Origin of the sequence: Variovorax robiniae, from assembly GCF_037889955.1 — a bacterium.
Lineage (GTDB): Bacteria > Pseudomonadota > Gammaproteobacteria > Burkholderiales > Burkholderiaceae_C > Variovorax > Variovorax robiniae.
In genome coordinates this window covers 1-22,788 of the sequence record NZ_JBBKZS010000043.1, presented here as the reverse complement: position 1 = coordinate 22,788, position 22,788 = coordinate 1, and the positions used below count along the sequence as shown (strand labels likewise).

23 protein-coding genes and 1 pseudogene are annotated in these 22,788 nt (G+C 61.1%); 8 read left to right on the top strand and 16 right to left on the bottom strand.

What is annotated here, in order from left to right:
• The first annotated feature begins 123 nt into the window (after positions 1-123).
• From WKW79_RS35610 to WKW79_RS37155, 3 genes are all read left to right on the top strand, one after another.
• Positions 124-660 carry a hypothetical protein gene (locus WKW79_RS35610; protein ID WP_340339954.1) on the top strand — a complete coding sequence of 179 codons (537 nt, stop codon included), beginning with the start codon at positions 124-126 and terminating at the stop codon, positions 658-660.
• A 612-nt stretch (positions 661-1,272) separates the two neighbouring features.
• A complete protein-coding gene (locus WKW79_RS35605; RefSeq protein ID WP_340339953.1) occupies positions 1,273-1,413 on the top strand; it encodes a hypothetical protein in 141 nt (46 codons plus the stop codon).
• Positions 1,414-1,979: 566 nt separating this feature from the next.
• Entirely contained in the window at positions 1,980-2,162 is a 183-nt protein-coding gene (locus WKW79_RS37155; protein WP_422824031.1) for a DUF2520 domain-containing protein, read from the top strand.
• Between the two features lie 35 nt (positions 2,163-2,197).
• Here WKW79_RS37155 and WKW79_RS35600 read toward each other — a convergent pair whose 3' ends face one another.
• Positions 2,198-3,514 carry a type II toxin-antitoxin system HipA family toxin gene (locus WKW79_RS35600; RefSeq protein WP_340339952.1) on the bottom strand — a complete coding sequence of 439 codons (1,317 nt, stop codon included), beginning with the start codon at positions 3,512-3,514 and terminating at the stop codon, positions 2,198-2,200.
• A gap of 4 nt (positions 3,515-3,518) precedes the next feature.
• Positions 3,519-3,851: a helix-turn-helix domain-containing protein gene (locus tag WKW79_RS35595; RefSeq protein ID WP_340339951.1), complete on the bottom strand. Its 333-nt coding sequence runs from the start codon at positions 3,849-3,851 to the stop codon at positions 3,519-3,521.
• Between the two features lie 346 nt (positions 3,852-4,197).
• On the opposite strand from WKW79_RS35595, the gene WKW79_RS35590 reads away from it, so the two are divergent.
• The gene (locus tag WKW79_RS35590) at positions 4,198-4,500 is read left to right on the top strand and encodes a hypothetical protein (RefSeq protein WP_340339950.1); all 303 of its coding nucleotides are present in this window, start codon (positions 4,198-4,200) and stop codon (positions 4,498-4,500) included.
• A 100-nt stretch (positions 4,501-4,600) separates the two neighbouring features.
• Here the strand turns inward: WKW79_RS35590 and WKW79_RS35585 are convergent, their stop codons facing one another.
• The 13 genes and pseudogenes from WKW79_RS35585 to WKW79_RS35525 form a co-directional block, all read right to left on the bottom strand.
• Positions 4,601-5,215, bottom strand: a complete 615-nt coding sequence (locus WKW79_RS35585) for an MBL fold metallo-hydrolase (protein ID WP_340339955.1) — start codon at positions 5,213-5,215, stop codon at positions 4,601-4,603.
• Positions 5,216-5,446: 231 nt separating this feature from the next.
• A pseudogene (locus WKW79_RS35580) lies at positions 5,447-5,770 on the bottom strand (hypothetical protein); the annotation flags it as partial.
• Positions 5,771-5,805: 35 nt separating this feature from the next.
• On the bottom strand, positions 5,806-7,101 hold the full coding sequence (locus WKW79_RS35575) for a porin (RefSeq protein ID WP_340339949.1): 1,296 nt from the start codon (positions 7,099-7,101) through the stop codon (positions 5,806-5,808).
• A 189-nt stretch (positions 7,102-7,290) separates the two neighbouring features.
• Positions 7,291-8,559, bottom strand: coding sequence for an MFS transporter (locus WKW79_RS35570; protein ID WP_340339948.1), 1,269 nt, complete (start codon positions 8,557-8,559; stop codon positions 7,291-7,293).
• Between the two features lie 324 nt (positions 8,560-8,883).
• Positions 8,884-9,861, bottom strand: coding sequence for an NAD(P)H-quinone oxidoreductase (locus tag WKW79_RS35565; RefSeq protein ID WP_340339947.1), 978 nt, complete (start codon positions 9,859-9,861; stop codon positions 8,884-8,886).
• Positions 9,862-9,872: 11 nt separating this feature from the next.
• Positions 9,873-10,616, bottom strand: coding sequence for a maleate cis-trans isomerase family protein (locus WKW79_RS35560; protein WP_340339946.1), 744 nt, complete (start codon positions 10,614-10,616; stop codon positions 9,873-9,875).
• A gap of 16 nt (positions 10,617-10,632) precedes the next feature.
• Positions 10,633-11,079 carry an acyl-CoA thioesterase gene (locus WKW79_RS35555; protein WP_340339945.1) on the bottom strand — a complete coding sequence of 149 codons (447 nt, stop codon included), beginning with the start codon at positions 11,077-11,079 and terminating at the stop codon, positions 10,633-10,635.
• Positions 11,076-12,281: an FAD-dependent monooxygenase gene (locus WKW79_RS35550; RefSeq protein WP_340339944.1), complete on the bottom strand. Its 1,206-nt coding sequence runs from the start codon at positions 12,279-12,281 to the stop codon at positions 11,076-11,078. Before WKW79_RS35550 ends, WKW79_RS35555 begins: the two co-directional genes overlap by 4 nt.
• Complete coding sequence (locus WKW79_RS35545) at positions 12,278-12,541, bottom strand: hypothetical protein (protein WP_340339943.1); 264 nt, start codon at positions 12,539-12,541, stop codon at positions 12,278-12,280. The genes WKW79_RS35550 and WKW79_RS35545 overlap by 4 nt, the downstream gene beginning before the upstream one ends.
• On the bottom strand, positions 12,538-13,137 hold the full coding sequence (locus WKW79_RS35540) for a VOC family protein (protein ID WP_340339942.1): 600 nt from the start codon (positions 13,135-13,137) through the stop codon (positions 12,538-12,540). Before WKW79_RS35540 ends, WKW79_RS35545 begins: the two co-directional genes overlap by 4 nt.
• Positions 13,134-14,867 carry an AMP-binding protein gene (locus tag WKW79_RS35535; protein ID WP_340339941.1) on the bottom strand — a complete coding sequence of 578 codons (1,734 nt, stop codon included), beginning with the start codon at positions 14,865-14,867 and terminating at the stop codon, positions 13,134-13,136. The genes WKW79_RS35540 and WKW79_RS35535 overlap by 4 nt, the downstream gene beginning before the upstream one ends.
• The gene (locus WKW79_RS35530) at positions 14,864-15,742 is read right to left on the bottom strand and encodes a Bug family tripartite tricarboxylate transporter substrate binding protein (protein ID WP_340339940.1); all 879 of its coding nucleotides are present in this window, start codon (positions 15,740-15,742) and stop codon (positions 14,864-14,866) included. The genes WKW79_RS35535 and WKW79_RS35530 overlap by 4 nt, the downstream gene beginning before the upstream one ends.
• Before the next feature lie 131 nt (positions 15,743-15,873).
• Positions 15,874-17,148: an alpha/beta fold hydrolase gene (locus WKW79_RS35525; protein WP_340339939.1), complete on the bottom strand. Its 1,275-nt coding sequence runs from the start codon at positions 17,146-17,148 to the stop codon at positions 15,874-15,876.
• Positions 17,149-17,229: 81 nt separating this feature from the next.
• Here WKW79_RS35525 and WKW79_RS35520 point away from each other — a divergent pair, with 81 nt between their 5' ends.
• From WKW79_RS35520 to WKW79_RS35505, 4 genes are all read left to right on the top strand, one after another.
• A complete protein-coding gene (locus WKW79_RS35520) occupies positions 17,230-18,078 on the top strand; it encodes a TetR/AcrR family transcriptional regulator (protein WP_340339938.1) in 849 nt (282 codons plus the stop codon).
• An 858-nt stretch (positions 18,079-18,936) separates the two neighbouring features.
• Entirely contained in the window at positions 18,937-19,443 is a 507-nt protein-coding gene (locus WKW79_RS35515) for an H-NS family nucleoid-associated regulatory protein (protein ID WP_340339937.1), read from the top strand.
• A 541-nt stretch (positions 19,444-19,984) separates the two neighbouring features.
• A complete protein-coding gene (locus WKW79_RS35510) occupies positions 19,985-20,563 on the top strand; it encodes a hypothetical protein (protein WP_340339936.1) in 579 nt (192 codons plus the stop codon).
• 283 nt (positions 20,564-20,846) lie between these two features.
• Entirely contained in the window at positions 20,847-21,092 is a 246-nt protein-coding gene (locus WKW79_RS35505) for an AbrB/MazE/SpoVT family DNA-binding domain-containing protein (protein ID WP_340339935.1), read from the top strand.
• A gap of 704 nt (positions 21,093-21,796) precedes the next feature.
• Here the strand turns inward: WKW79_RS35505 and WKW79_RS35500 are convergent.
• A complete protein-coding gene (locus WKW79_RS35500) occupies positions 21,797-22,588 on the bottom strand; it encodes a hypothetical protein (protein ID WP_340339934.1) in 792 nt (263 codons plus the stop codon).
• Positions 22,589-22,788: the final 200 nt, after the last annotated feature.

Here is a 22,788-nt window from a genome sequence, read left to right as displayed (position 1 = left end):
ATCCTCATACCCCCGCCGCTTAAAAAAGCAGCAGGGTAGGCTGAACACCCGGGTCAAATTTGAACCGGCACAACCCTCACAGGTGGGTCAATTTTCGGCCGGCGCCAACACTGAAGGGTAGATATGGCAGATGGAATCGCTTCGGCGTCAATCGCGGTCTTCGGCGCCGTTGCGTTGGCCTATGCAACGCAGTTTGTAGCGGATGATTTTCGGCGTTTCAGAGAGGGGTCAGTGCTCGCGGCAGGCCTTGCAGGCGAACTGAGCTCGTATAAGTTTGCCGTACCAATCCTGCGAGAAATGGTTGGCTCGTGGATAGCCGCCATCGATGGCGGGAGGCGTACCGACCTGAGGTTCCACCCATTTGATAAACCTGTCGACCACGTCTTTCCGCAGGCAGTCAGCAAGCTTGGCCTTCTCGGAAGTTCGTTGGTCGAAGAGGTTGTATTCGTCTACGGCAACTTGGGCGCCTTCCGCGTTGCGATGGAAATCATCTCAAAGAAAAACGCGGACATGGGCGACTCAGAGCTTCGGCAACGCTGCCTCGGTTGCTTGCAAGCGCTGGAGCGAGCCGCCGGGGGTGGTGAAGCACTTGTGCCCAAGTTGCAAGCGAGATCCACTCAGACGTTTAGGCCCCCAGGACCGTGGCAGCGCTCGGCATAGCGGCGACTGGTGCCACGGGGGGATTCAACCAGCCGACAGCGGCCTCCAGGGGCGCCTTTTGCGGCAACCGTTCGCCAAGGCAAGCGGAATGTCATGGCCCATGCCGATGCTGTAGTTCCTTCCATGCCTTGTGTTATCACTGCGGCCTCAACAACCGTGAGACATCTACGACCAACGTCCAAATCATCGATAAGGCCACCGGAAAAGCGGTCTCGACCATCCCTGTCAACCTGCGAGGCGTCGACTATGAGGTCAACGCCCGAGAGGTGGCAAACACCGCTTGGGAGGCGGCTGTGTCTGACGGGGATGTGGACGCTGCCAAGCGCGACGACAACGCATTCAACTTTGTGAACGAGAAGGCGCCAGAAGCGCCCCCGAAATTCGACTAAAGGGGTCGATAAACGCGCCAAATGGTGGGCTTTGATCTTCTGTGAGATCGCCCTCACCCCTCACCCGTACTCGGCACCGCTCGGATCGGCGGCCCTGCAAGCCTGGCGGGAAACGACCATTGAATTTGGCTCCCGCGTCAAGCGCACCGCCGTCGCGAGCACGCCCTCACCCCCAAACAAGGGAATGAGGCGGATCGAAAGGCGAACTTGGTAGCATCTGAACATGCTTTTCGACAACAGCCTTCACGACATCGAGCGCCAGTTCAAGGAACACGCACGCAAGGAGAAGCGCCTCTACTTCATCGCTGTCGTCGCCACGCTTCTCGGGGGAGTTGCGATCGGTGCCCTCGTCCATTGGTTCTAGCCACGGCGCTTGATAAGGTGGCGGAGCCGATTTGATCCTGACAGGTCGCTGTTCCAATTTTGATCGAGGGAGTGGCGCGTTTCCCGTAGTTGGGACAGGCCGCGAGTGGTCACCGATCTCGCCAACGCCGTTCAACATGTTCGGTACCTTCCCTTGATTTCGTCACGAGATGAGCTTGGCAAGCTCTGAGCATGACCAACGTCCCGCTGGCAGGCCGCGACCGTCTTTTTGATGCTGATCCGCGCGCGGCGTACTTCAAGTTGATGGCCGCTTTTTTTGCCCAATCGTAGCTCCGCGCGCTTGGGGAACAGCAGCTCGCGGCCATGAGCGCGCATTCGGGTGGGTGATGCGAATTGGTGCTCCAGACTGACTGATTGCTGACCGACGGATTTGAGAGACGAACGACCGCGACTGCAGCAACCCGCCGTTCGGGCCTCGGACGCGTAGCGGTCCGCTGCACCTCTGAAACCTGTCGCACGACAGCATTTCAGCGGCAAACTCATACATCTACATGACGGGAACGCTTCCCAACACCGCGTTTCGGCCGCACCGGCGACGATGGATCCATGGACTTGAGTGGTGTACGTCCCAGTGCGTTACCGAAGTGGCCAGCCTACTCCGCCAAAATGACCGCGAGAGCCTGCTCATCAAACGAGGGGCTGGCCGGTGCGTTGGCTGGTCCGATTTCTCGTGGTGACGCCGGGGTCGTTCGGCGGCACGTGGCCGACCTCAGAGCCTATGAAGATTGATCGCCTGGATTTGCCGCCGAGGCGGCCTTTCATTTTCAGGCGAGCAGTTGCAGCGCTTCCACCAGTGCTTCGTGCTCGAACGCTGGCGCAAAGGCTCCCAGCTCCTGCTGGGTGAGCCCGATGGCCGAGGATGTCGCCAGCGTGCGCCATTGCTGCACCGCCTTAACAACCTCACCCAGCACTTTCAGCGCATCCTGCGTGGTTGCCAACTCGAACCGTGCGGCCTGGCCCATGAGCTGGTCCACTGAGGTGATGGGCCCGGTGTCCTCGCTGAGCCAGGTCCTGGATTCTCGGTCCTTGTCCGGGAACGGGTTCAGGTCGAAGGCCGGCGACAGCGTCCACTGCTTGCGGCCGACATACAGCAGGCCGATGTTGTGCAGGTGGTCGTCCACGTTGGTGATGAGGTGGTTGAATACCAGGCGGCGCCACAGCTCGCGGGCGTCCTTCTGGAAGTCCTGGCTGATGCCGCGCAGTTCGTCGATGACCTCGGTGTACGCGCGCTCCTCGCCACGCTTGGCCTGGAGCAGCGTCGTGCCCGACATGTAGGGGATGCGGCCGTCTTCAGCGGTTCTGTCGAACCGGCGGATGATGGCCACGGGGATGGCTCCTACCATCTGCACGCGAGCCCGGGCGCCGTCGATGCCCGCCAACTTAGCCAGTTGCAGTGCCAGCACTTCGCCGCGCGTGATGCTTCGCTCGTCCTTCACGCTCGGGAACTTGCCCATGGCCAGGAAGCCGTCTTCGTCGAGCACGGTGCACTTTGGTCGCATGCCGCCCAGCGAGGTGCCCTTGCCCTGCAGGTAGCGCAGGTCTTCCTGCGTTTCCTGATTCTCCTCGACCGCGCGAGAGGCTGTGAGCATGCGCTCGAGTTCCAGCAGCGGCGGCGTCTGGCGCCGGCCCTGCGCGGAGGTGCGCAGGTAGGTCTTCGTGTCATGCAGGCGCAGCGCGCCCATGCGGCTGAAATCGTCAACGTGGCACAGGAAGTCCAGCGTGGTCAGCGCCGGCAGGCTGGCGTCCTTCTCGCGAGCCTTGGCATGGGCCCGCGCGATGACGCGGCGGCCCCAGTCATCGGGCTCGGTGTCGGCCAGCGCCTGGAAGAAGCACGACTCTTCCTTCCCGGCTGGTTTGAACTGCTGGAAGCCCGGTGCGTTCAGCACGTCAGGTGACACTGTGAAGAAGTCGGCAGACGCCCGCCAGGCCGCGTCGTAGGCGAACTGCGAGAACTCGCGCGCGCCATCCTTCTGGTAGATGAGCTTGCCGAGCGGTATGCCGGCATTTCCCAGGTGGAGCGCCAGCTCGACCCTGGTGGATGCGGGCTTGAAGCCCTTCGCTGCTGCAGCTAGTTTGGCCATGGTCTCAGAAAGCTCCTGCGTTCTTGCGGCCCCGAGGCGGCTGGATGATCTTCGGCAGCTTCTCGTCCTGGAGAGCCATTCCGATACTGTCGTGGGCGGTGTCCATCAAGGCCTCGAGCTTCTCCAGTTCGCCGAACACCTGCAGTGCCCGCGCGATGTGCTGCAGCGCCACGCCCGGGTGGCCGGCTTCGAGCCGGCGCACGGTGTTGACCGTCACGCCGATACGCCCAGCCAGATCAACCTGAGTGAGGTTGCGCCGGCGCCGGGCCAGCGAGATGTTGCGGCCGAAGCGCTCCATGGCGCGTACCACGGGGGATGGGATGGGTGTAGAAGTCATGAGAGCGCCCCTATATGGGTTGAGATCGGCTCACTTACGTAAAATAATGGTGATGTTACGCATTTCACCAAAATCAGTCGAGAGGGAGTATAGATACACCAAATATAGGTTGTTTGGCATTCAAACAATCAAAATAATGGCGAAATATCTCATCAAGCCTGGAGCTGTGCGGCTTGTCCAGCGGGCCTTCCCAATAGGTTCCTTTCGGCAATGTGCCCTGGCCGGCCGGCGAAAGAAGCACGACTTCACCTCGCCGGCGCTCAGGGGTGGGGCTGGCCGGACGTGAAGCGGCAGTGCTTCGCTTTGGCGAGTCGATGGCCGCTCCAGCGGCGCCAGTGGCGATCTGATGCGTGCCTCGCACATAGCCTGGCAGGCGGTCGCGCACGCCGGAATGGATGAAGAGTTCGGCGCACTGAGCCTGTTGGCATTCTGTGGGCCACAACAGGGTCCCAGAGACGGCATCGCACTTTTCGCACCACTGGACAAGCAATCAGGTTTTCCAGTGCCCAGAAGGCTGTCCTTGGTAAAGCGGGCGATCGCGGTGAAAAGTCAGCTGTCAGGCGATGCCGCGAATTTGAACTCGCGGCCATCAGCGGTCCTTGGGCTGCTCAAAGCGAAATTCAAGTCAACGCTGATTGCCGTCGCTTGACGACACGCAACCCGACCGCTTCGCGACTATTGCTGTCATGCGAGGCAGAGAGGATCAATACCAGAGGGAGGCGGCGTGACGTTGGCTTGCCAATGAACATTCAGCGCGAAGAGCCAATGCCGATCCACATCAAGTCCTGACCAACAACCAGCCGTCCACTGAATCCGTGCTGCGCCTTGGACCACCGCGCCGGGCTTCCGTCGGCGGGGGCAAGATGCGACAAGACCAGCGTCTTTGCATTGGCTGCCTCAGCCACCGCTCCCACGTCTTCAACCGTCGTGTGTGAATAGAGCAGATGATGCGCCTTGGCCGCCTGTGCGGCGTTGCGCGGCTTCGGCAAGAGTTCGTCGACCCAGCCCGTATCGATCACTTCGTGGACCAGGATGTCGGCGTTCTCCGCAAGTCGAATCAGGTTGGCGCTTGGACTCGTGTCGCCAGAGAACACGATGGAGCCATCTGCCGTATCGAAGCGATAGGCGAACGACGGGTAGACCGGCGGATGGTTCACCAAAGTCGCAGTGACTTTGACCTTGTCGTCTTGATAGACAAGGAACGGCTGCATTTGCGGAGCAGGGTTACTGTTTTCGTCCACGGCAACGCCTGCCGGTAGCCTGATGTCTTCGACATGAACCAAGGTGCGAGGATCTGGTTTTTGGCTGTCCCTTATGTTGTCGTTGATGTCCGTCGCAAACGCGCTGTAGATGGCCTCGGTCATTCGGACGGTTCCGGGCGTCGGGTCTTGCGGGCTCACGACCGCCGCTGCAGCCTGCTTCCCCTCGACGGGCACCAGCGATCCGCGCGTTCCGGGCCCGAATACCCTCACCGGACTGCGTCTCGTGCTGAGCCCATCTGAAGTGCCAAAGATGAAGAGACCGGGGTAGTCCACCACGTGGTCCGCATGCAGGTGGGTGATGAACGCGGCCCGAAGCGCAGCAAGCCCCCCTCCGGCCTGCTGCGCGCCAAGACCTGCCTGAAGGAAGCGTCGTTGCCATCCCTCACCGAAGTCGACAAGGTATACATCGCCATCAACCTCGACAGCCGATGAGATGCCTCCCAGCTTTGTGCCACCCCATGAAGTCCGACCTCCGGCCGTTCCAAGAAGCACCAACTTGGTCCGGTATTGTTGTTGGATCGCGCGGACTGAGGACGGAGACTGCGCTACTGAATTCGGTACGGTGGCGCAGCCTGCCAATCCGAGAAGCGCAGCACAAGCGAAAGCGATCAGCGCCCTGGGACCAAGCGCGGCCAAAGGTCGAACGAAATTTTTCATGAAGTGATGAAGGACGTCGATGCTTCGGCGGCAATTCAGAAAGCGTGGCGAATGCCAACGTCGAATCCGGTCGAGGTGCTCGGGGCCCAGCGCGCATTGCCTTGCAGGTACGAGTAGGTCTTCAAGTTGACCGAGGCCCCCATGACAGACGGATTGTTCTGACCGTCATCCACCTTGATTCGAGCGACAGTCGTGTACAAGGCTGTTCGCTTGGAAAGGTTGTGCACGTAGCTCAATGCAAGCTTCGTCGCCTTCGACGAGAGTTCTCCGACGCTCGTTGCCGGCGGTGACAGGACGGTGCCAGCGACATTGGTGGACTTCACTTGGCCGTAGGACGCACGAATCAGCCCCGGTCCCACGGGGACCGTGGCGCCAATCATTGCGCCGCGATAGTTGTCCTGGTAGGTCGTATAGATCGAGCCGAGCAGCGGCGGAGTGGTCACGCGTTGAGCGTCCTTGAGCCTCGAGACCTCGCCAAATAGTTTGACCGGGCCGAAATCGTAGGACACACCGAAGTTGAGCGTCTTGATCGTGTCTTTCAACGAGGCAGTGTCCGTCTGGACGCTTTCCGCATAGGCGAGCGCAACGTCAAATCCGTTGGAGGCGTAGCCGAAACGACCGCCAGCGTAGCGCGCGCGCATGCTGGGATTCGGGTTCGGAGCATTCGTTGCTTTCACGCCTTCAGGGAGTGCATACATAACCTGCCCGTAGAAGCCGCCAAGACCGGAGGGAAGAAAATATCCGATGCTGTTGCTGGCACGCGTGTAATTATCCGTATTGCCCGACAGACCGCCGTTCAAGCCCGTCCCCGCATAGGGCGCACTCAAGGGCGACCCGGCTCCTGGTAAGAGGCCGGCATTCACGACAGAGAGGTTTTGCGCGACCTGGTAGAGCAGGCTCGCGCCGACGCCGACCGCGCCCATCGGGTCGAAGATCACGTCGTTCCAGAACGTAGGAACGTTGTCGCGGCCGAGTCGCAATTCGCCCAGACCGCCAGAGAGACTCAACGTCGAGCGGCGCTGGAAGAACCCGACGTTGCCCACGTCGTTCGCCAGCGAACCCTCCAGCCAGAATCCGGCAGCCAAGCCGCCACCGAGATCTTCTGAACCGCGAAAGCCAACGCGGCTGGAGTTGTAGCCAGAGCTGCCCAGGACAGTCTGGCTCTGTGTTGGTGGCGACGGTGTGGAAAGCGGGCTGCCCGGAACCACGCTGCTCTTGACCGTGTAGTGGCTCACCGAGGCGTCGACGACACCGAAGACGGTGACTGACGACTGGGCCACTGCCCCCCCGGCAATGGCAAGAACACTCAGGGCGACTATCGAACGTTTCACTATGGCTCCTTCTCTTTGGTTTGAACAAAAATCTGTAGGCGGCATCTGCAGGCGTGCTTGCGCCCGACTGCGCAGGCACATACGCACGCTTCGCTGAGGCAGCGACGAATGGGGGTGGGGCGGCGCCGGATTCAGCGCCAGCTAAGGGCTATAGCGCCGGCTGCGCCAACTTCTGAGGCGAGGCGACAGTCATGTCGTCACTGTTGATGTGAGCGACGAATCGCGATCGTTGATTTCCTCCCGAAGGGGTCGATAACGGCCGAGCGAAAGCGCAAGCGCAGCGGCCAATGCGAGCAACACAGGCATGAGCTCGAGTGGCAACGCGTATGAGCCGGTTCGGTCGAAGTAGATTCCGACGACGATGGGTCCAACGACGGCACCGAGTCCGTAGCCCGCGAAGGCGATGCCAAACAGCGAGCCGAATGCATCGAGGCCAAAGTACGAACGAATCAGGTAGGTAATCATGTCGCCCTCGGCACCGATGGTCAGGCCGACCAGGAAGCACGCTGCGAGAAGCAACGGATAGGCTTCGGAAACGCGAATCAAATACGTGCCAATGGCGCCCGCAAGAAAGAAGCCGCAGGCGACAAACGGCGCATGAATCCTGTCGATCAGGATGCCGGTCAGGATTCGCCCGACCAGAAGGCCTACCCCGACCATCGACGCACTGCGCGCGGCGTCCATCGCACCGAAGCCCTTGCCGACAAACATCGAAGGAAGATGAGGCCCAAATGACAAAGTTGCGGCGGAGGCGAGGACGAATATCGAGAAGATGGCCCAGAGGCGATAGGAATGCAGTGCATTGGCAAATGATGTGCAGCTACCGCAACTGCGCGGGTGCTGCGGGTTCTTGTCGAACTGCACGCGCCGCTCCTTGATCAGCAGCCAGGCGGGCACCGACAACAGCAAGGAGCCGCCGCCCAGGACAACGTATGCAGTTCTCCAGCCCAAGGATGAGACCAGTGCTTGGGTGAGGCTTGGCATGACGATTGCGCCGGCCCCAAGCCCGCACATTGCGATGCCCACAGCCAAACCCAGCCGTCTGTCAAACCATTGCGGCAGAACAGCGAGGTATCCCAGCACGGACGTCGCTGCGCCGGTGATCCCCGCGATCAGCGAAATCCCCGCCCACATGAGCTTGTTGCCGTTCTGCAGACTCATCGAGGCAACGCTCACAGCGAACAACATGATGGAGATTCCGATGACCCGCTTTACGCCGTATCGATCCATCAGCCTTCCCACCAGCGGACTCACAAAGGCCAAGCCGAGCATCGACGCCGCATAGGACAGCGATGCATCAGCGCGACTCAAGCCGAACTCGCTCGATACCGGACCAAAAAAGATGCCAGCGGTGCTGTTGAAGACCGGTGCGAAACCGGCAAACATGCCGATCGACGCGGCAAAGACGACCGCAAGGTAGATCCAGCGAGACGGCGTATCCGAGCGTGCTTCTTCCATTCTTGTCTCCAGTGATTTCGTGCATGAATCGGGCGCGTTGCTCACACCGCGCCGCCTGTAGCAGGCATTATTTGATGCACCATTAATTTGACTTTAAGTTTTATTTGATGGTGCGTCAATTAAACGCAGCTTCTTCGGTACAGGTGATTACCCTCGCGCCGCAAAGCGAGGCAGCCAACGGGCGCGTTCAGGCCACGCGGTCATGCCGCGCCATTGCAATCGGGCGGCATTCCGCCACGCCCGCTCAGGGCATGGCGTGCCCGTAAACCTGATGAGATCTCACGTAATGGCGGGCGTAGTCGCAACCGCCTGCTCATCCTTGGTCTACCAAGTCAAAACCAACTTGCCGATATGCCCGTGCGCTTGCATCAGCGCGTGCGCATCGACAACCTGATCGAACCTGAACTGTTGGTGAATGAGGGGCGCAAACCTCTTCTGTTCCAGAAAGGGCCAGACCACTGCGCACATGGCTTTGAGCACCGACCCCTTGACCTCGGGATGAAGGGGGCGCAGGACCGATCCAAATAGCGACAACCTCTTGCGCATGAGATCGACAAGGTCAAGCTCCACCTTGCGTCCGGCAAGAGCGGACACATAGACCATCCTGCCGTCGCGCGCGAGGACTTTGATGTTCTTTGGAAAGTAGGAGCCACCAATCATGTCGAACACAACATCGACGTGCTTCTTGACATCGCCGCCCATGAGCACTTCTTCAAAGTCCTCCGAGCGGTAGTTGATGGCCCGCGTGGCGCCCTCGTCCTCGCACCGACGACACTTCGCTTCGGTGCCGGCCGTGCAAAAGACCTCTGCACCCCAAGCCGTCGCGAGCTGAATCGCGGCGATCCCAACCCCGCTCGATCCGCCATGGACCAGCAGCCGTTCACCGCGCTTGAGCGAAGCCTTGTCGAAGACGTTGAGCCATACCGTTGCGAACGCCTCCGGCAGCACGGCGGCCTGCGCGAACGTCATACCGCCCGGCATTGGAAGGCATTGCACCGCAGGCGCGGCCACGTACTCGGCGTAGCCGCCTCCCACCAGCAACGCGCAAACGGCATCCCCCTCCTTCAGGCCGGTGACATCGGCGCCCACCTGGACGACTTCACCGGCTACTTCCAGTCCGAGGATGTCGGTCGTGCCCGGCGGCAAGGGGTAAAGACCGGCGCGCTGCGCAAGGTCGGCGTGATTCATGCCAGCTGCACGCACGCGAATGAGCACCTCGTCAGGCCGGGGCACGGGCTGCGCGCGCTCGCCGAAACGAAGGACTTCCGGTCCACCTGGGCGTTCGACTTCAATGACCTGCATGATTGCTCGCCCTAGGCCAGCAGCTTGCCGAAGCCCGGCGTCGCGGCATCGAGCCCGAGCAAGTCCAGCATGTTGCGAACGGTGCAAACAGAGGTCGAGGTCACCGGAATGCCAAGCATGTCCTGTGCCTTCTGGATGGCCGGGATCGACTGCATCTGCACACATGCGGAGAGCACGACGACGTCGACGTTGGCTGTGTTGAGGCGTTTCACATCATCGAGCAGGCGCATCGGATCACGGCGCCCGACTTCCAGATTGTCCGGAATCTCGAAGCAGATGCGGTCCTGAACTTCGATGCCTTCGTTCTCAATGTATTCGACGACCTTGTCCGTGAGTGGCTTCATGTACGGTGCGAGCAGCGAAATGCGCCTGGCTCCCAGCGCCTTCAGGCCATGGATCAACGCACCGGCAGAGGTCATGACCTTGGCGTCGGACTTGTTCTCGTCCGCCACGCGTCTGAAATCGGCTTCGACCTGGCGGTGATAGCCAAGCCCCTGCGCCATGATGGCGACCAAGCAAGCCGTGCTCATCACATCGACACGTGCGTCGGCCAACTCTGCAGCGCAACGCAGCCCCTCGCGACTCATGGCGGCCAGTTCTTCAACTGTCACGCGATGCATGCGCATTCGGCTCGAGTGAAAAGAGAAACGTTCCGGCCGCAGCGCTTCGCGGGCACGAAGCATGGCTGGAATCTCTGTTTCCATTGTGGTGTTTGAGCTGGGAACGATCTGGCCGATGCGAAAGGGAGTGGTCATGACAAAGGACTCGGAATCAGGAATTGGTGCGAAACGGGGCGAGCGCATTGAGCAACTCGACGGGAATTGGGGCACGCACGCGTGCGTCGCGCCGGATGCAGATCGGCGAGAACCGCGCGCTGAAGATGGGGGTTCCGGATTGGGTCGCCTCGATCCGAAGGTCGTACCCGTGCTCGCGTACTTCGGGTACGTCGAGCAGCATCTCGAACTCTTCTTCAGGCCAGAGTGCTCGATGAAACTCGAGAGCCATACCCTTGCAGGGTGTATCGACGCCGAGGGACCGTCGCCACGCCGCGGGTTCGCCTTGCGCAAGTTCCGATGCGAAGAGCGTCGCGGCGTTCAGCACGTACTCCGTGAACTTTCCGGTGTAGACCACGCCCGCGGGGTCGCAGTCCGACCAGCGCACCCGACGGCGCACGACGAAAGGTCGGCGGGAGACAACCGACTCGTAGCTGTCGATCATGCGACCTGCCCGTGAATCGCATCTTTAGATGATGTGCCCTGGCTTCGTTCCGCCTCGATCTGTCGAACGAGTTCGGGATAGGCCGCCGCCAGGCGCTCGTCGCTCACGCGACCCGTGCGCGTCATGAATGCATAGATGAACTCGAGCGGCGAAAACTGGCGCATCCATTTCGCAATGTCCTCGTACCAGCGGTACGACTTCTCGGACGCGCCGATCAGCTTCGACTTCTCTTGGCCGCGCGCCTTTGCGAAGCGCGCGAGACGCTCCAGGGGCGCCGCGCCAGGGTCGTCGCCATCGGCTACCAATGCGTCGGCCAGCGCAATGGCATCGTCCATCGCGATGCGTGTTCCCGAGCCAATTGAGAAGTGCGCGCTCGTCTCCGCATCCCCTATCAACACGAAGCGACCGGACGTCCAGTGCGCATTGCGGATGACGGGGAACTGCCGCCATGCGGAGTTGTTGGAGATCAGCGTATGTCCGCCGAGCTCCGGCGCGAAGACCTTTTCGAACAATGCCTGCCGCTGGACTGCTGACATCTGCTCCATGCCAAGGCGCTGCCACGTCGCGTCATCGCACTCGGCCACGAAGGTGCTGTTGGACGGACCATACGGATAGTAGTGCGCAATGAACGCGCCGCCCTCGTATTCGCGAAACACCAGCGCGGCTGTCGGAAACGCCTTGCCGACACCGAACCATGCGAAATGATTGGTCAGCGACTCGCGCGTCGTGCCGAACTCACTTTCGTATGCGGAGCGCACGACGGAGTTGATGCCATCGGCGCCCACGATCACGTCGGCGTCATCCAGCCCGAACTGGCGAAGATCGTTGGGATGCTGGATGCGGGTGCCGAAGCGAATGTCGACGCCTGCGTCCTTTGCCGCGTCCTGAAGGACATGCAGCAGATCGATGCGTGCGATGGCGCCTCCGCCAGCGTTCGGGCGCTTCACCGCGATCGGCGTTTCCTTGGTAGTGATGATCTGGTGCGTCGTGAACGTCATCTTCCCGACCATGGCGTCGTACGTCGCTTCGTCAGCAGCCTTCAGTCGGCTCAGCCCGGTGTCTGCCAGGACGACGCCGAAGCCGAAAGTTGAATCGGCGGCGTTCTGCTCGACCACGCTGACCTGCCAATGAGGGCAGCGCCGCTTGACGAGGATTGCCAGGTAGAGCCCAGAGGGACCTGCCCCCACAATTGCGATCTTCATGATGCGGGCCTTTCATTGCAGATGACCAGGTTGTCGTTGTCGAAGTGCTCGACGTGGCCAATCAGGCCCCCGGTCAGGGCGCCGTGCCATACGGCCGGCTTGAATCCCAATGCCTTGCGGTTCAAACGGATGTGCGTCGCCCCATCCAAGCGAAAGTAGCCCAGCTTCGGTCCGCTCACCTTGAGAGAGTCGATCGTGCGTGCATGCTCGACCAGCGGCAGAAACTCGGGCACGTCGAGAACGAAGATTGCGGGCATCATTGGACCTCCATGTCTGCAGCCAAGCGTTCGCCCTTGCCGCGCCACACGTCGTCGATGGACGTGAAACTTGCTGAACCTGCGCGGCTGGCGTTCTCGAGTGCGATACCCGCGTCCAGCGTCCGGTTGGCGTCCGCGACGTCGAGTTCCGTGAACGGGCGAACCTGCCAGGTGATCTCGAGCGAGTAGCCATTGGGGTCATTGAAGTAGATCGATTCGATCACCTCGTGCCGGATCTGATAGTTGACCTTGAGTCCTGCCGCCTCGATCCTTGCCCGACATGCCAAGAGATCTTCCCGGGTCTCCACGCGCCAGGCGGTGTGCGTGGCGCGATAGCGATAGTCATCGCGTGCGGTGGCGAATTCCGGTGCTTCGGTTCCGATGTAGTAGAAGAAGGCGATCGTGCTGCCCGTACCGCTGTCGAAGAAGAAGTGCAGGAAGTCGGCATGGTCCTCGGGCCCCCAACCGCGTGCAGAGATCGCATGAACCAACGGCAAACCGAGCAGGTCGCGATAGAAGTGAACAGTTTCGGCGAGCTTCCAGGTCGGACGAGCAGTGTGATGGACGCCTACGAGCGGAAGTCCAGAGGCGGGAATCATGTTGAGCTCCTTGCTTCAGAATGGTTGTGGGCCACAGCCGTCTTTTCGGCCGCGAGCTTGTCGACGATGACCTGCTTAAGCAGCGGCTTGCTTAGCTTGCCGGTCTTGGTGAGGGGAAACTCGTCCAGAACCTCGATGCGCTCTGGCCACTTGAACTTGGCGACGCCGACTTCGCTGAGGAAGGCACCGAGGGCTGCAACGCTCGGGGCGTCGTGGCCAGGCTTGACAACCATGAAGGCGCATACTCGTTCGCCAAAGACAGGATCAGGCATGCCCACCACGGACGTCATGGCCACCGCCGGGTGGCGTGAGACGACGCTTTCGACTTCTTCGCAGTTGATCTTCTCGCCGCCGCGATCCACAACGTCCTTGGTGCGCCCGCAGAACTTGTAATAGCGCTGGCCATCGATGTCGCGGAACAACATGAGGTCGCCGGAACGGTAGAAGCCGCCGCGCGTGAAAGTTTCCTTGTTCCGTTCCGGCGCGCGGTAGTAGCCATGGATGGTGTAAGGCCCCGCGAAGGCACATTCACCTTCAACACCTTCTTCGAGGATCTCCTCTTCCGTTCCGATCTTGAACAGCTTGACCTCGTCGTGCGGAGACACGGGGCGGCCCACCATGGAGTCGCGTACGACTTGCGGCTGGTCATCCCGCGTCATCATGATGGCGCCCTCCGTCATGCCGAAGATGTGGTACGCGGGCACGCCAAGGATGCTGCGAAGCTTCGGTGCACCGGTCGACGAAACGACGCTGCGCAATTGCTTCACCGGCATCTCGCCGGACTCGATGGCCGGCCGCAGCTTTTCCAGGATGGGGCCACCCAGTACCGCCCAGGTTGGCAGATACCGCTGGAAGGTTGATACAAGCGACGCCGGCTGTAGATCGCTCGCCACCGTTATGGCACCCCCGGTCAGCAGGAAGGGGCCAAAGCAGCATCCCATGTTGAGGTTGTGCATCATGGGCAACGGCATGAACAACACGTCATCCGCCCGGTAACCGTTGAACTGCGCCACGGCGCGCATGTTGTACAGATATTCGTTATTGAATCGCGGGATGATTTTTGGCACGCCGGTCGTGCCACCCGACAGCTGGAACACCGCAACCTGGAACGGGTCGAGCTCAACGTTCGCCAGCGCTTGACGCGCCGCATTCAGTGGCATTTCGTCAATCATCGAGCGCATGCCGTGCGCAGCGCCACGCGTCGTGCCACGAGCCTGGACGATCCACTTCAAGCTCGCAATCTGAGACTGCATTTGCTGCGCAAACGCCACGTCGTCGAACTTGGCGTCGTCGCCTTGGACAAAGTGCGCACGGGCTTCGCTGAGTCCGGCCAGATAGCCGATCTCGTGCTCACGGTGCGCCGCAAGCGTGGCGACGGGAATGAGGCCTGCCTTCAGGCAAGCGACGAATCCGATGACGAGCTCGTTGGAGTTGGCAAGCTGGAACACGACGCGATCCGGGGAGCGCAGGCCGAGGGCGAGCAGCGCAGCCGCAAATCGATCCGTGACTTCGTCGAGCTGTCGATATGTCAGGTCGCCATCGCTCCCGCAGAGCGCTGTGCGATCGGCATGCTCGGCGAATGAGGCGCGAAACCCGTCGGCCAGTGTTTCGCGTGTCAGCGCGCCAGCTTCAAGATAGCCTTGGAGTCGGTCGGTCGGTGGGTAGACAACGCCTTCGATCGGAGAGGCGACTTCAACGCGGTGCGAAACGGTCGTTGCAGAGGTGTTCATTCCGGGATTGCTCCAATCGATTTGACGACGCCGCCAAACAACGTCTTCTCGCGTTTGACGAAGGCTTGCGCGGCAGCTACCGAGCCTGGCGTCGCATAGGTTCCGAATTCGCCGAACTTCGCGATAACGTCGGGCATTTGCAGCGCGGCGTTGAGTTCCGCGTTCAGTCGCTCAACAACGGGCTTGGGCGTGCCCTTGGGCGCGGCAACCATGAACCAGCCGTAGACGTTCAGGCCAGGCACCGCATCTTGAGCAAGCGGAATGCCTTCCAACCCGGGCAAGACCTTGTCGGCGGCGATCGCGAGCGCATGCAGCCTGCCGGACTTGACCAGTTGCAACAGCGGACCGACGCCGTCGGTGTACATCGAGATGTCGCCTGAAATGACGGCCTGCACGCCTTGCCCGGTCGTTGCAAAGGGCACCTGCTGAAAGCGCGCTCCAGTCTTCATGGCCAGCAGTTCGTTCGCAAGATGCGGGATCGACGTACGCTGAGGATTGCCAATCGACACCTGGTCGGGCGCTGCCTTGGCTGCCTTGATCGCATCTGCCAAGGTCTTGGCCTCGAACTTGGGTCCGGCGACAAACAGCATGGGCGTGACGCCAAGGACGGCCACCGTTTCGTAGTCCCGCTCGATGTCGTACTTCGCCTCCTTGTAGGTCAGGGGCGTCACCGTGGCAACGGCCGCGTGGACGAGCGAAAAGGTGTAGCCGTCGGCGGGCGCATGCCTGAGCTGGTTCATCGCGAGGATCCCGCCGGCCCCTGGCTTGTTTTCGACGATCACAGGTTGCCCCATCGTCGCTGCCAGCTTGTTGCCGATGATGCGGGCGATGATGTCCGGCGCGGTGCCTGGAGCGGTGGGAAGCACCATCTTCATGGGCTTGGTGGGGAAGGCTTGCGAGAAGGCCGAGACGCCAGGCAGCGTCAACGCGAGCGCGCAGGTCCATCCAACGAGGTGTTTTCTTTTCACGGAGATTCCTGAATTGGTTGGGGATGGGGGCGGTTCGTTCAGGCTATTGCCTCTTCTTGCAGCCACGCTTGGACCGCACGACCGACAGCGATCTGTCCAGACTCTTCGCCCTCTACCAGCGGCATGCCGTGGTGATTGCCACGGATCTTCTGGCGCGACTTTTCAGTCGTTCCGAGCGATTCGAAAATGGCGTTCATGTCGGACGGGAAGGCGGCCTGGTCTCCTGTGTACTCAAGCATCAAGGTCGGCAGCGTGATTTCCGGGCCGCACTTCTCGAAGCTTGCGTTCGAGCTAACGCCCGACCATGTGGAAAGCCACGACTCTGGCGTGACGAGCCGCGCAAAGCCGACGCTGCCGAGGTTCGATGTAAACGGATCCTGACCCCAGAGCGTGCCGACATCACGATCGGATGGGTCGAGGCTCAGGTCCCAGCAGCGCAGATCCGCGTCGGTGCGCCACACCGGAAAGATGGGCGTGTGGGCGACCTTACGGCGCAGCGCGGCTGGGAGGGTCGCGTCCGCCCCATATGCCTTCAGTTCCCTTCGCGCCGCGGTGCGTTCCTTCAGAATCGCGTTGGCGTGCGCGTCGATGCGTTCGACCCGAGCGCGCTGTGCCGCGCGATAGCGCGTCACGAAGTCCGCGGTGTACTTAGAAGATGCCGGCGCTGCACGATAGCCATTGACAGGGTCGAAGGGGTCGAGCGCTTCGTCGACTGACATCGGATCGCGCTCGTCGGTCACCGAGGCGTCGATGCAGCTCATCAGCAGCTTCCCCTGTCCCGGGTGGGGCGAGACAAGGATCAGCCTGTCTGGATGAGGCATGTCAGCTTCCGCCAGCTTGACGGGGCGACCGCCGGGCGTCGTCGCGAGCCGATTTGCTGGCGCGCGCAGTGCCTGCTGCGTGTAGAAGGCATAGAGGCCCGCCCCGCCAGAGTTGCCAAGCAACACCACCTCCTCGAAGCCGAGCTTGCGCAAATGCGCGACGCCAGCGGCAACATCGAGCAATGCAACCTCGTGCTCAAGACGCAGGTCATTGCCTATGGACCGGGGCGCTTGCACCCAGCACGCACATCCCGCATCGAGCACGTCGGGCACGAGATACGGCGTACCGGAGAACTCTCGCGGGTGCATCAGGCACACGACCGTCTTCTCCTTGCCGGTCAGCGAGTAGAGGAAACCAAGCGTGCGCTGGTTGTCCGCTGTCCGCAGGCCATGCGGCTTGACGTTGTAGGGCCTGTCCATCCTGGCTGGATTCCAGCCTGCGCCTCTCAGGCCAGCGGTCACTTTTGCCTTCGCTCTGGGTGCTTCGTTCATGCAGTTGTCTCCGTTAATTAACTACGCATTAATTAAATGTAGGGCAAAATTAATGGTGCGTCAAACAGGAAGAGAAACCCTATGAAGACATCAGGCAAGACAACGACCCAAGGGCCTTCCGCCATGCCGGCAGGGCGGAAATCACGAGCGCCGAAGACCGAGGTCGAAACACCGGCGGTACCACGTCGGCGAGGCCGACCGAGCAAGGTGGACGGCCTCGACGCTTCGGTCACACCGATGATTTCGAGGGAAGAAATCCTGAACAAGGCCGTCGAGCTGGCGATGGTTGAGCCGCTCAACGAACTGTCGATCGTTGGGCTCGCCCGGCACTTCGGCGTGACACCCGCCTTGATCCACTACTACGCGGGCAGCAGGGATGAGTTGATCTCTGGAGTAGTCAACCGGTACTTCATGGATCGGGTCGAGCAATTGCGGCCGCTGAACAAGGAGAACTGGCGCCGCAACATGGAAGATCACGCACGCGCGATCTTCGACGTGATGATGAAATATGGAGGCGTGCTGCGCTACCTCATGTCACACAATCGCTTCCGCCTGTTCCAGCAGGTCGGCCCTGGCGAAACCGACTACGGCATGGTCTATCTGAATCGGATTGCGGGCATCTTCAGGTCGGGGGGCTTCACGCCAGAACAGTGCGCATTGGGCTACCACCTGTTGATGCAATACGTCATGACTTCCGCGTATGCCGAGGTCAACCGCCAGTTGCCGGCAGAACACGGCGAGTACATCCGAAGCCGCATCAGGATGACACCAGAGGCAGAGTACCCGGATGCGCACTTCTTTGCCGAGGCATTCTCGAAGGTCGATACGAACACCGCATTCGATGCTGGATTGAACCTTCTACTTGATGGCATGGAGCGTTGGCTCGCGCAGCCGAGCAAACGCGCAACCGGGCAGCGCGCTCGGGTTTGAGCGGAACATTGGCTCCGTCTTCAGCATACAGCTCTCTCGTAGGTCGCTTACCAGTGACCGAAACGCTCTGCCGCATGATGTCGATAAGGCTAGCGTCGGGTGGCCGAATGCGGCCGGTGGGTGCTACCCATGCAAAGACCGCTGAAGCCTCGAAGGCGAAGTAGCCGGCGTCAACTTGGACGACAGCAACGGGCCCTAACTTCCAGTTGGGCGACCAATAAAGCGGCCGTTCGACTCGGCGACGGCGGGGTGGCTGTTGGGATGCAGCCAGGCTACGGCCGCAATGCCTCCGGACCAGTCGTTATCAGCGGGGAATAGTTCGCCCAACGACTAGAGGTTTCGGCCGCACAGCGTGAGTTCGTCGAGCGACCCGCAAAGACAGCAGACGCTGCGGACCCGCCGGACAGCGTCCCATGTCGACGGTCCGAGCTGGGCCCCGATCGCCAATTCGCGACATGCCAAAGCGGCCGTTCAACATCACGAATTCGCCCGCCTGCATGCGACCCGTGATCCAAGGTCAAGTTCGGAGATTGAGCTGTCGAGCACCACGTGCCCCGTGAGCCACGGGCAGATTCGACGGCGCGGATCAACTGCTTTGGAAGGCCGCGCTGAGGCCGCAGAGCACGGAGGCTCCCCAGCCTTGAGCGTGGAGAGCACGACGCATGACTAGCTGTTGCGTAGCCGCACATCAGCGACGAGTCGAGACTTTTGTAAAAGAGGAATGTTCCCGAGATAGTTTTCCGAATCACGTCGGATTCGTCATGAATTGGAGAAAGGGGCTAAAGCGATTCCCCGCTCTGTGTGTGGAATCTCAAGTAGAGGGTAAGCTTTGTGTCATCCAAATTCTCAGGAGACACGATGGCCCAGAGCTACGCACAGATCCAGAAGCAGATCGCATCATTGCAGCGAAAGGCCGAAGCAATTCGCCAAAGCGAGATGAATGGCGTTATCGACCGCATCAAAGTCGCAATTGCGCACTATGGTCTGACACCTGCGCACTTGTTCGGCTCGACCAAGTCGCCGACGTCAAAGTACACAGTTTCGGCGCCTAATAAGTTTGTCGATGGCAAAGGCAACTCGTGGGCGGGTCGTGGGCCTCGACCTCAATGGCTGCGTGATGCATTGGCGGCAGGAGCAGACATCGATGATTTCAAGTCTGCTCAGGTCGCGAGCGCTGTCGCCGACAATACCTCGCCAGCAGTGGCCCGCGCCACCAAGAAGCAAGCAAAGCGCTTGGCATCGAAGATCGCGTATGCCGACGACGCGGGCAACACTTGGACTGGACGCGGTCCCAGGCCCGGGTGGCTGAAGTCAGCGCTGTCTGCTGGCAAAGATCTCAAGGATTTTTCAAAGCAAGCAGGCTGACCACGTCGCATCATCGGGGCTGGCACGCGTCCACCGAAACGGCCGCTTGAAGAGGCAGTTCGGACTGGGTGCGATCCTTCGAAACCATCAGAGTCAACGACCGCATGCGACGAATTCCGGATGAATGTTTTTCGCCCGCTGTAGAAGGGCACCTCGTCAGTCCGCTTGAGGGAACACGTCTGCGACGATGGCCAACCCCGCGGCATTTGCAGGACACTGATGTCCAATTGACCCTGCTCGGCCTGAGTGAGGACCACGGATGCGCCGATGGCTGATTCAGACAAACCGCGCAAGGTACTGAATTGCACTTTGCTCTCGGCGACTTGGCGATTGACGATCGGGTCCTCGGGCTGGAGCCAATGCAAAACTCGGCCGAACCTGCGTCCAGTTGGAGAGCCGGGGAGGCAAGCGGGGCCGCGTCGCAGGCCCAAAACCAACGCAGGCGAGCCGAGCGAACCTTGGGCCATACCGGGCCCGCAGCGAGACAACGAAAGCGCTTGTACGATGGGGAGTCGTCAAACCTTGAACGCCAGACTCGTCCGTGCACCAGAACGTAGAGCAACGCATCCGCGGCGCCATTCAAGATCGCGCGCTGACTATCGCTGAGATCGTCGAGGCGATCGGCGTCCACGAAAGGACGGTGTACCGGCGCGTTGCTGCACTGGTGGCGGACAACAGCATCCATACCGAGACGCGTCCCGGGCTACCGGGTCACGGTTCGCATGCGAAGGCCTACCGATGGGGCGCCGGCCGAGCATCCGACGATCAAGGAAGCGCCGCGCCTGGCCCAACAGCGCTCGCATCTCGCCAAGCGACGCTCGCGAGGCGCAGCAAGCCCGCTCGCAAGCCAAAGCGTGGACGCCGCGGAATGCCCCGAGGTGTCAGCCGATGGATCCCATCCACCGTGAAGCCGGTGCACTTGGGCGTCTATCAGGTGAAGTTCCTCGGCGTGGCCGACTTTTCCTACGCGCGCTGGGACGGTAAGCGCTGGTGCGCATCGCGGCCCACCGCCGCCCTCGCGGACGAGGTGGGCATCGAGATTGCCGGGATCAGCACCATGCGCTGGCGCGGTCGCAGGCTCAAGAAGCGGCAGCGCGTTTCGCGCCCTTCAAGGAAATAGAACTCAAGATGTTTGTCATTCGAACAGACCCATGGCGTCGTCTCGCAGTGCGACCACTCGTCCGATGCGGCAACAACTAGTCGATCCGGCTGGACGGGCGGGTCAGCATCCGCCTAAAGTTCCTTGGGGTACGCGGATGGCTCGTGCCCATTGCCCTGCACGTTCGTGCCGTTGACACCGGAGACAAGGCGGGGAAGATGACGCCAAGTGGCAAGACCGGCGCCGCTTGGCAGCTCTCAGCCATCGTCGCGGAGCATGCAATGAACGTCAACGGCTATGCATCATGGACCTGCAAGTAGTGAGATGGGGCAACGGCCTGGCCCTACGGATTCCTTCCGAAGTCGCGCAGCGGCTCGGCCTCTGCGAAGGCGCTACTGTCGACGCGCAGGTCACAGTGGACGGCGCCCTGTCGATCCGCCCGGCGCAGTGGGATCGCAAGGCATTCGCCCTCGAGTTGACCGCGGCGCGCAACGCCATGCCGATGGGCGCACCAGTGATGGAAGAATTGCGCCGCGATGCCCGATATTGAAGTGGTTGTGGACATAAGCATCCTGGGCTGGCTATCGGAACTCAATGTGAGTTTGCTGGACGGATACACCCGCCCCGCCTCGATCGGGAATTCTGCTGCATTCGTATCCTTCCCCGTCGATCCAGCCTGCACGGCATTTGGGGGCACCCACAGCCTGCATCGAGACCAACCGCCCAGCGAGGCCGAATCAATCAATCGCCACGCGCGGGAACGCGGGACATTCTTTTCTCCCGACGTGGTGCCGTGGACCTGGTGTTCGGCGAGCCGCCGCCCAGTTCGGAGCGCAGCCGCTTGATGGTGGGCCTCATGCCCCCGCTGGAGGAGCGCCTCGGCCGCCTGCGCGCCCTCCTCGGCTTGCGCACCGCGAGGGCCCCTGCGGCGGATTACCGCGCACCGGGACATCGGCGGCGTGACGCGGGCGCCGGTCGAATCAGAGTTCATCGCCTGCCCGCCGATTGGGGTCGATAACCATGGCAAATGGTGGGCTTTCAGCCGTCCCGCCAAGGGGCCAGCGGCGCGGCAGTGCCGCCCCATCATGCGCGTGCCGCGCGCGGCTTTTACCGGAACGTCACGACCTGCGAAGGCAGCTGGAAGAACGGGATCTCCATCTCGATTTTCCTGACGACAATGCACGCCTTTGAAGATCGCTGTTTTTGGACCGCAACGTCCTTCTCAGTATCAACCGATCGAGCACTGAGTGTGGGTCAATTGCACGTCTGGCCGGCGCAGATGGTCGCGCCACCACCGCACTTCAATATTTCTCCCTTGATACTCAGCGTGATCGCCATTCGATTAGGAGACTGATCAAGCTTCAAGCAGGTGTTCTTTTTAGCAGCTGCTTCCCACGCATCGAGCTTCGTGCTGCCGTAAAACGGTCCCCCTCGAAGCACGAGTCTTGTTGCCAATGTTCGCGACTTGTCGTCGTCGAAGTCGATGCGCTCAGGATTGAGCGGTAACCCGGTCGCCCGATCGAGCTTGTCAGGCGCTAGATCCTGGTTCATGAAATCGACTTTGTCGGCGAGGTTGAAAGCGACTACACCCAATGGCGATGACCGGGCAGACGGAGGTGATGTTGTCACCGATGCCCGCTGTTCCTGCATGCCGAGGACGAGCGAATTGGTGATAAGTTCACGCAGCCACAAATGTTGCGAGTCGCCGTCGCTCATTGGCTTGATAAGAGCCGTGTGCTTTACTGATAGCGGCCGTCGGTCGTCGCAGGCAGAGCTCGTGAAAAGCTTCGGTACGACGGTCGTATCAATGTCTTTTCTAAAGAGCGCACCGAGCATCATGACGCCCAGATTCGACCAACTGCCGCGCTCCACCTCCGGCTTCGTTTCGAACCCGCAACTGATAAGTGGCGTGAATCGGCGCGGGTCGTGAGTTTCTCTCCAGCGCTTGACGGCCATCCAGTCCGACTCGAGCGCGTCGAGGTAGCTCCCGCCATCGGTTGTCAAATCCTTCACCAGTTCGCCGTTCCAGCCGAAGGTTGTCGCCATGACGTCGACTCCGAACTTCTTCGCGAGATCGGCCAACGGGGCCCCGGCCGAAGGGACACCCAGCATGCCGATCCCCACCACTCGATCTATTACTCAGCAGTCCGTAATATAGGCGACAGATGGCACTTGGAAGAACGAGCGCACCAAGCGCCGGTCTTTCTGCATTTGGCGTAGTTGTTGCTCGACTCGAATGGCCAGCT

Excerpts from the sequence above, each read along its gene's own strand:
- WKW79_RS35610 (WP_340339954.1), top strand. The coding sequence starts at position 124 with ATGGCAGATGGAATCGCTTCGGCGTCAATCGCGGTCTTCGGCGCCGTT.
- WKW79_RS35605 (WP_340339953.1), top strand. The coding sequence starts at position 1,273 with ATGCTTTTCGACAACAGCCTTCACGACATCGAGCGCCAGTTCAAGGAA.
- WKW79_RS37155 (WP_422824031.1), top strand. The coding sequence starts at position 1,980 with ATGGACTTGAGTGGTGTACGTCCCAGTGCGTTACCGAAGTGGCCAGCC.
- WKW79_RS35600 (WP_340339952.1), bottom strand. The coding sequence starts at position 3,514 with ATGGCCAAACTAGCTGCAGCAGCGAAGGGCTTCAAGCCCGCATCCACC.
- WKW79_RS35595 (WP_340339951.1), bottom strand. The coding sequence starts at position 3,851 with ATGACTTCTACACCCATCCCATCCCCCGTGGTACGCGCCATGGAGCGC.
- WKW79_RS35590 (WP_340339950.1), top strand. The coding sequence starts at position 4,198 with ATGCGTGCCTCGCACATAGCCTGGCAGGCGGTCGCGCACGCCGGAATG.
- WKW79_RS35585 (WP_340339955.1), bottom strand. The coding sequence starts at position 5,215 with ATGACCGAGGCCATCTACAGCGCGTTTGCGACGGACATCAACGACAAC.
- WKW79_RS35570 (WP_340339948.1), bottom strand. The coding sequence starts at position 8,559 with ATGGAAGAAGCACGCTCGGATACGCCGTCTCGCTGGATCTACCTTGCG.
- WKW79_RS35565 (WP_340339947.1), bottom strand. The coding sequence starts at position 9,861 with ATGCAGGTCATTGAAGTCGAACGCCCAGGTGGACCGGAAGTCCTTCGT.
- WKW79_RS35560 (WP_340339946.1), bottom strand. The coding sequence starts at position 10,616 with ATGACCACTCCCTTTCGCATCGGCCAGATCGTTCCCAGCTCAAACACC.
- WKW79_RS35555 (WP_340339945.1), bottom strand. The coding sequence starts at position 11,079 with ATGATCGACAGCTACGAGTCGGTTGTCTCCCGCCGACCTTTCGTCGTG.
- WKW79_RS35550 (WP_340339944.1), bottom strand. The coding sequence starts at position 12,281 with ATGAAGATCGCAATTGTGGGGGCAGGTCCCTCTGGGCTCTACCTGGCA.
- WKW79_RS35545 (WP_340339943.1), bottom strand. The coding sequence starts at position 12,541 with ATGATGCCCGCAATCTTCGTTCTCGACGTGCCCGAGTTTCTGCCGCTG.
- WKW79_RS35540 (WP_340339942.1), bottom strand. The coding sequence starts at position 13,137 with ATGATTCCCGCCTCTGGACTTCCGCTCGTAGGCGTCCATCACACTGCT.
- WKW79_RS35535 (WP_340339941.1), bottom strand. The coding sequence starts at position 14,867 with ATGAACACCTCTGCAACGACCGTTTCGCACCGCGTTGAAGTCGCCTCT.
- WKW79_RS35530 (WP_340339940.1), bottom strand. The coding sequence starts at position 15,742 with ATGAAGATGGTGCTTCCCACCGCTCCAGGCACCGCGCCGGACATCATC.
- WKW79_RS35525 (WP_340339939.1), bottom strand. The coding sequence starts at position 17,148 with ATGAACGAAGCACCCAGAGCGAAGGCAAAAGTGACCGCTGGCCTGAGA.
- WKW79_RS35520 (WP_340339938.1), top strand. The coding sequence starts at position 17,230 with ATGAAGACATCAGGCAAGACAACGACCCAAGGGCCTTCCGCCATGCCG.
- WKW79_RS35515 (WP_340339937.1), top strand. The coding sequence starts at position 18,937 with ATGGCCCAGAGCTACGCACAGATCCAGAAGCAGATCGCATCATTGCAG.
- WKW79_RS35505 (WP_340339935.1), top strand. The coding sequence starts at position 20,847 with ATGGACCTGCAAGTAGTGAGATGGGGCAACGGCCTGGCCCTACGGATT.
- WKW79_RS35500 (WP_340339934.1), bottom strand. The coding sequence starts at position 22,588 with ATGGCGACAACCTTCGGCTGGAACGGCGAACTGGTGAAGGATTTGACA.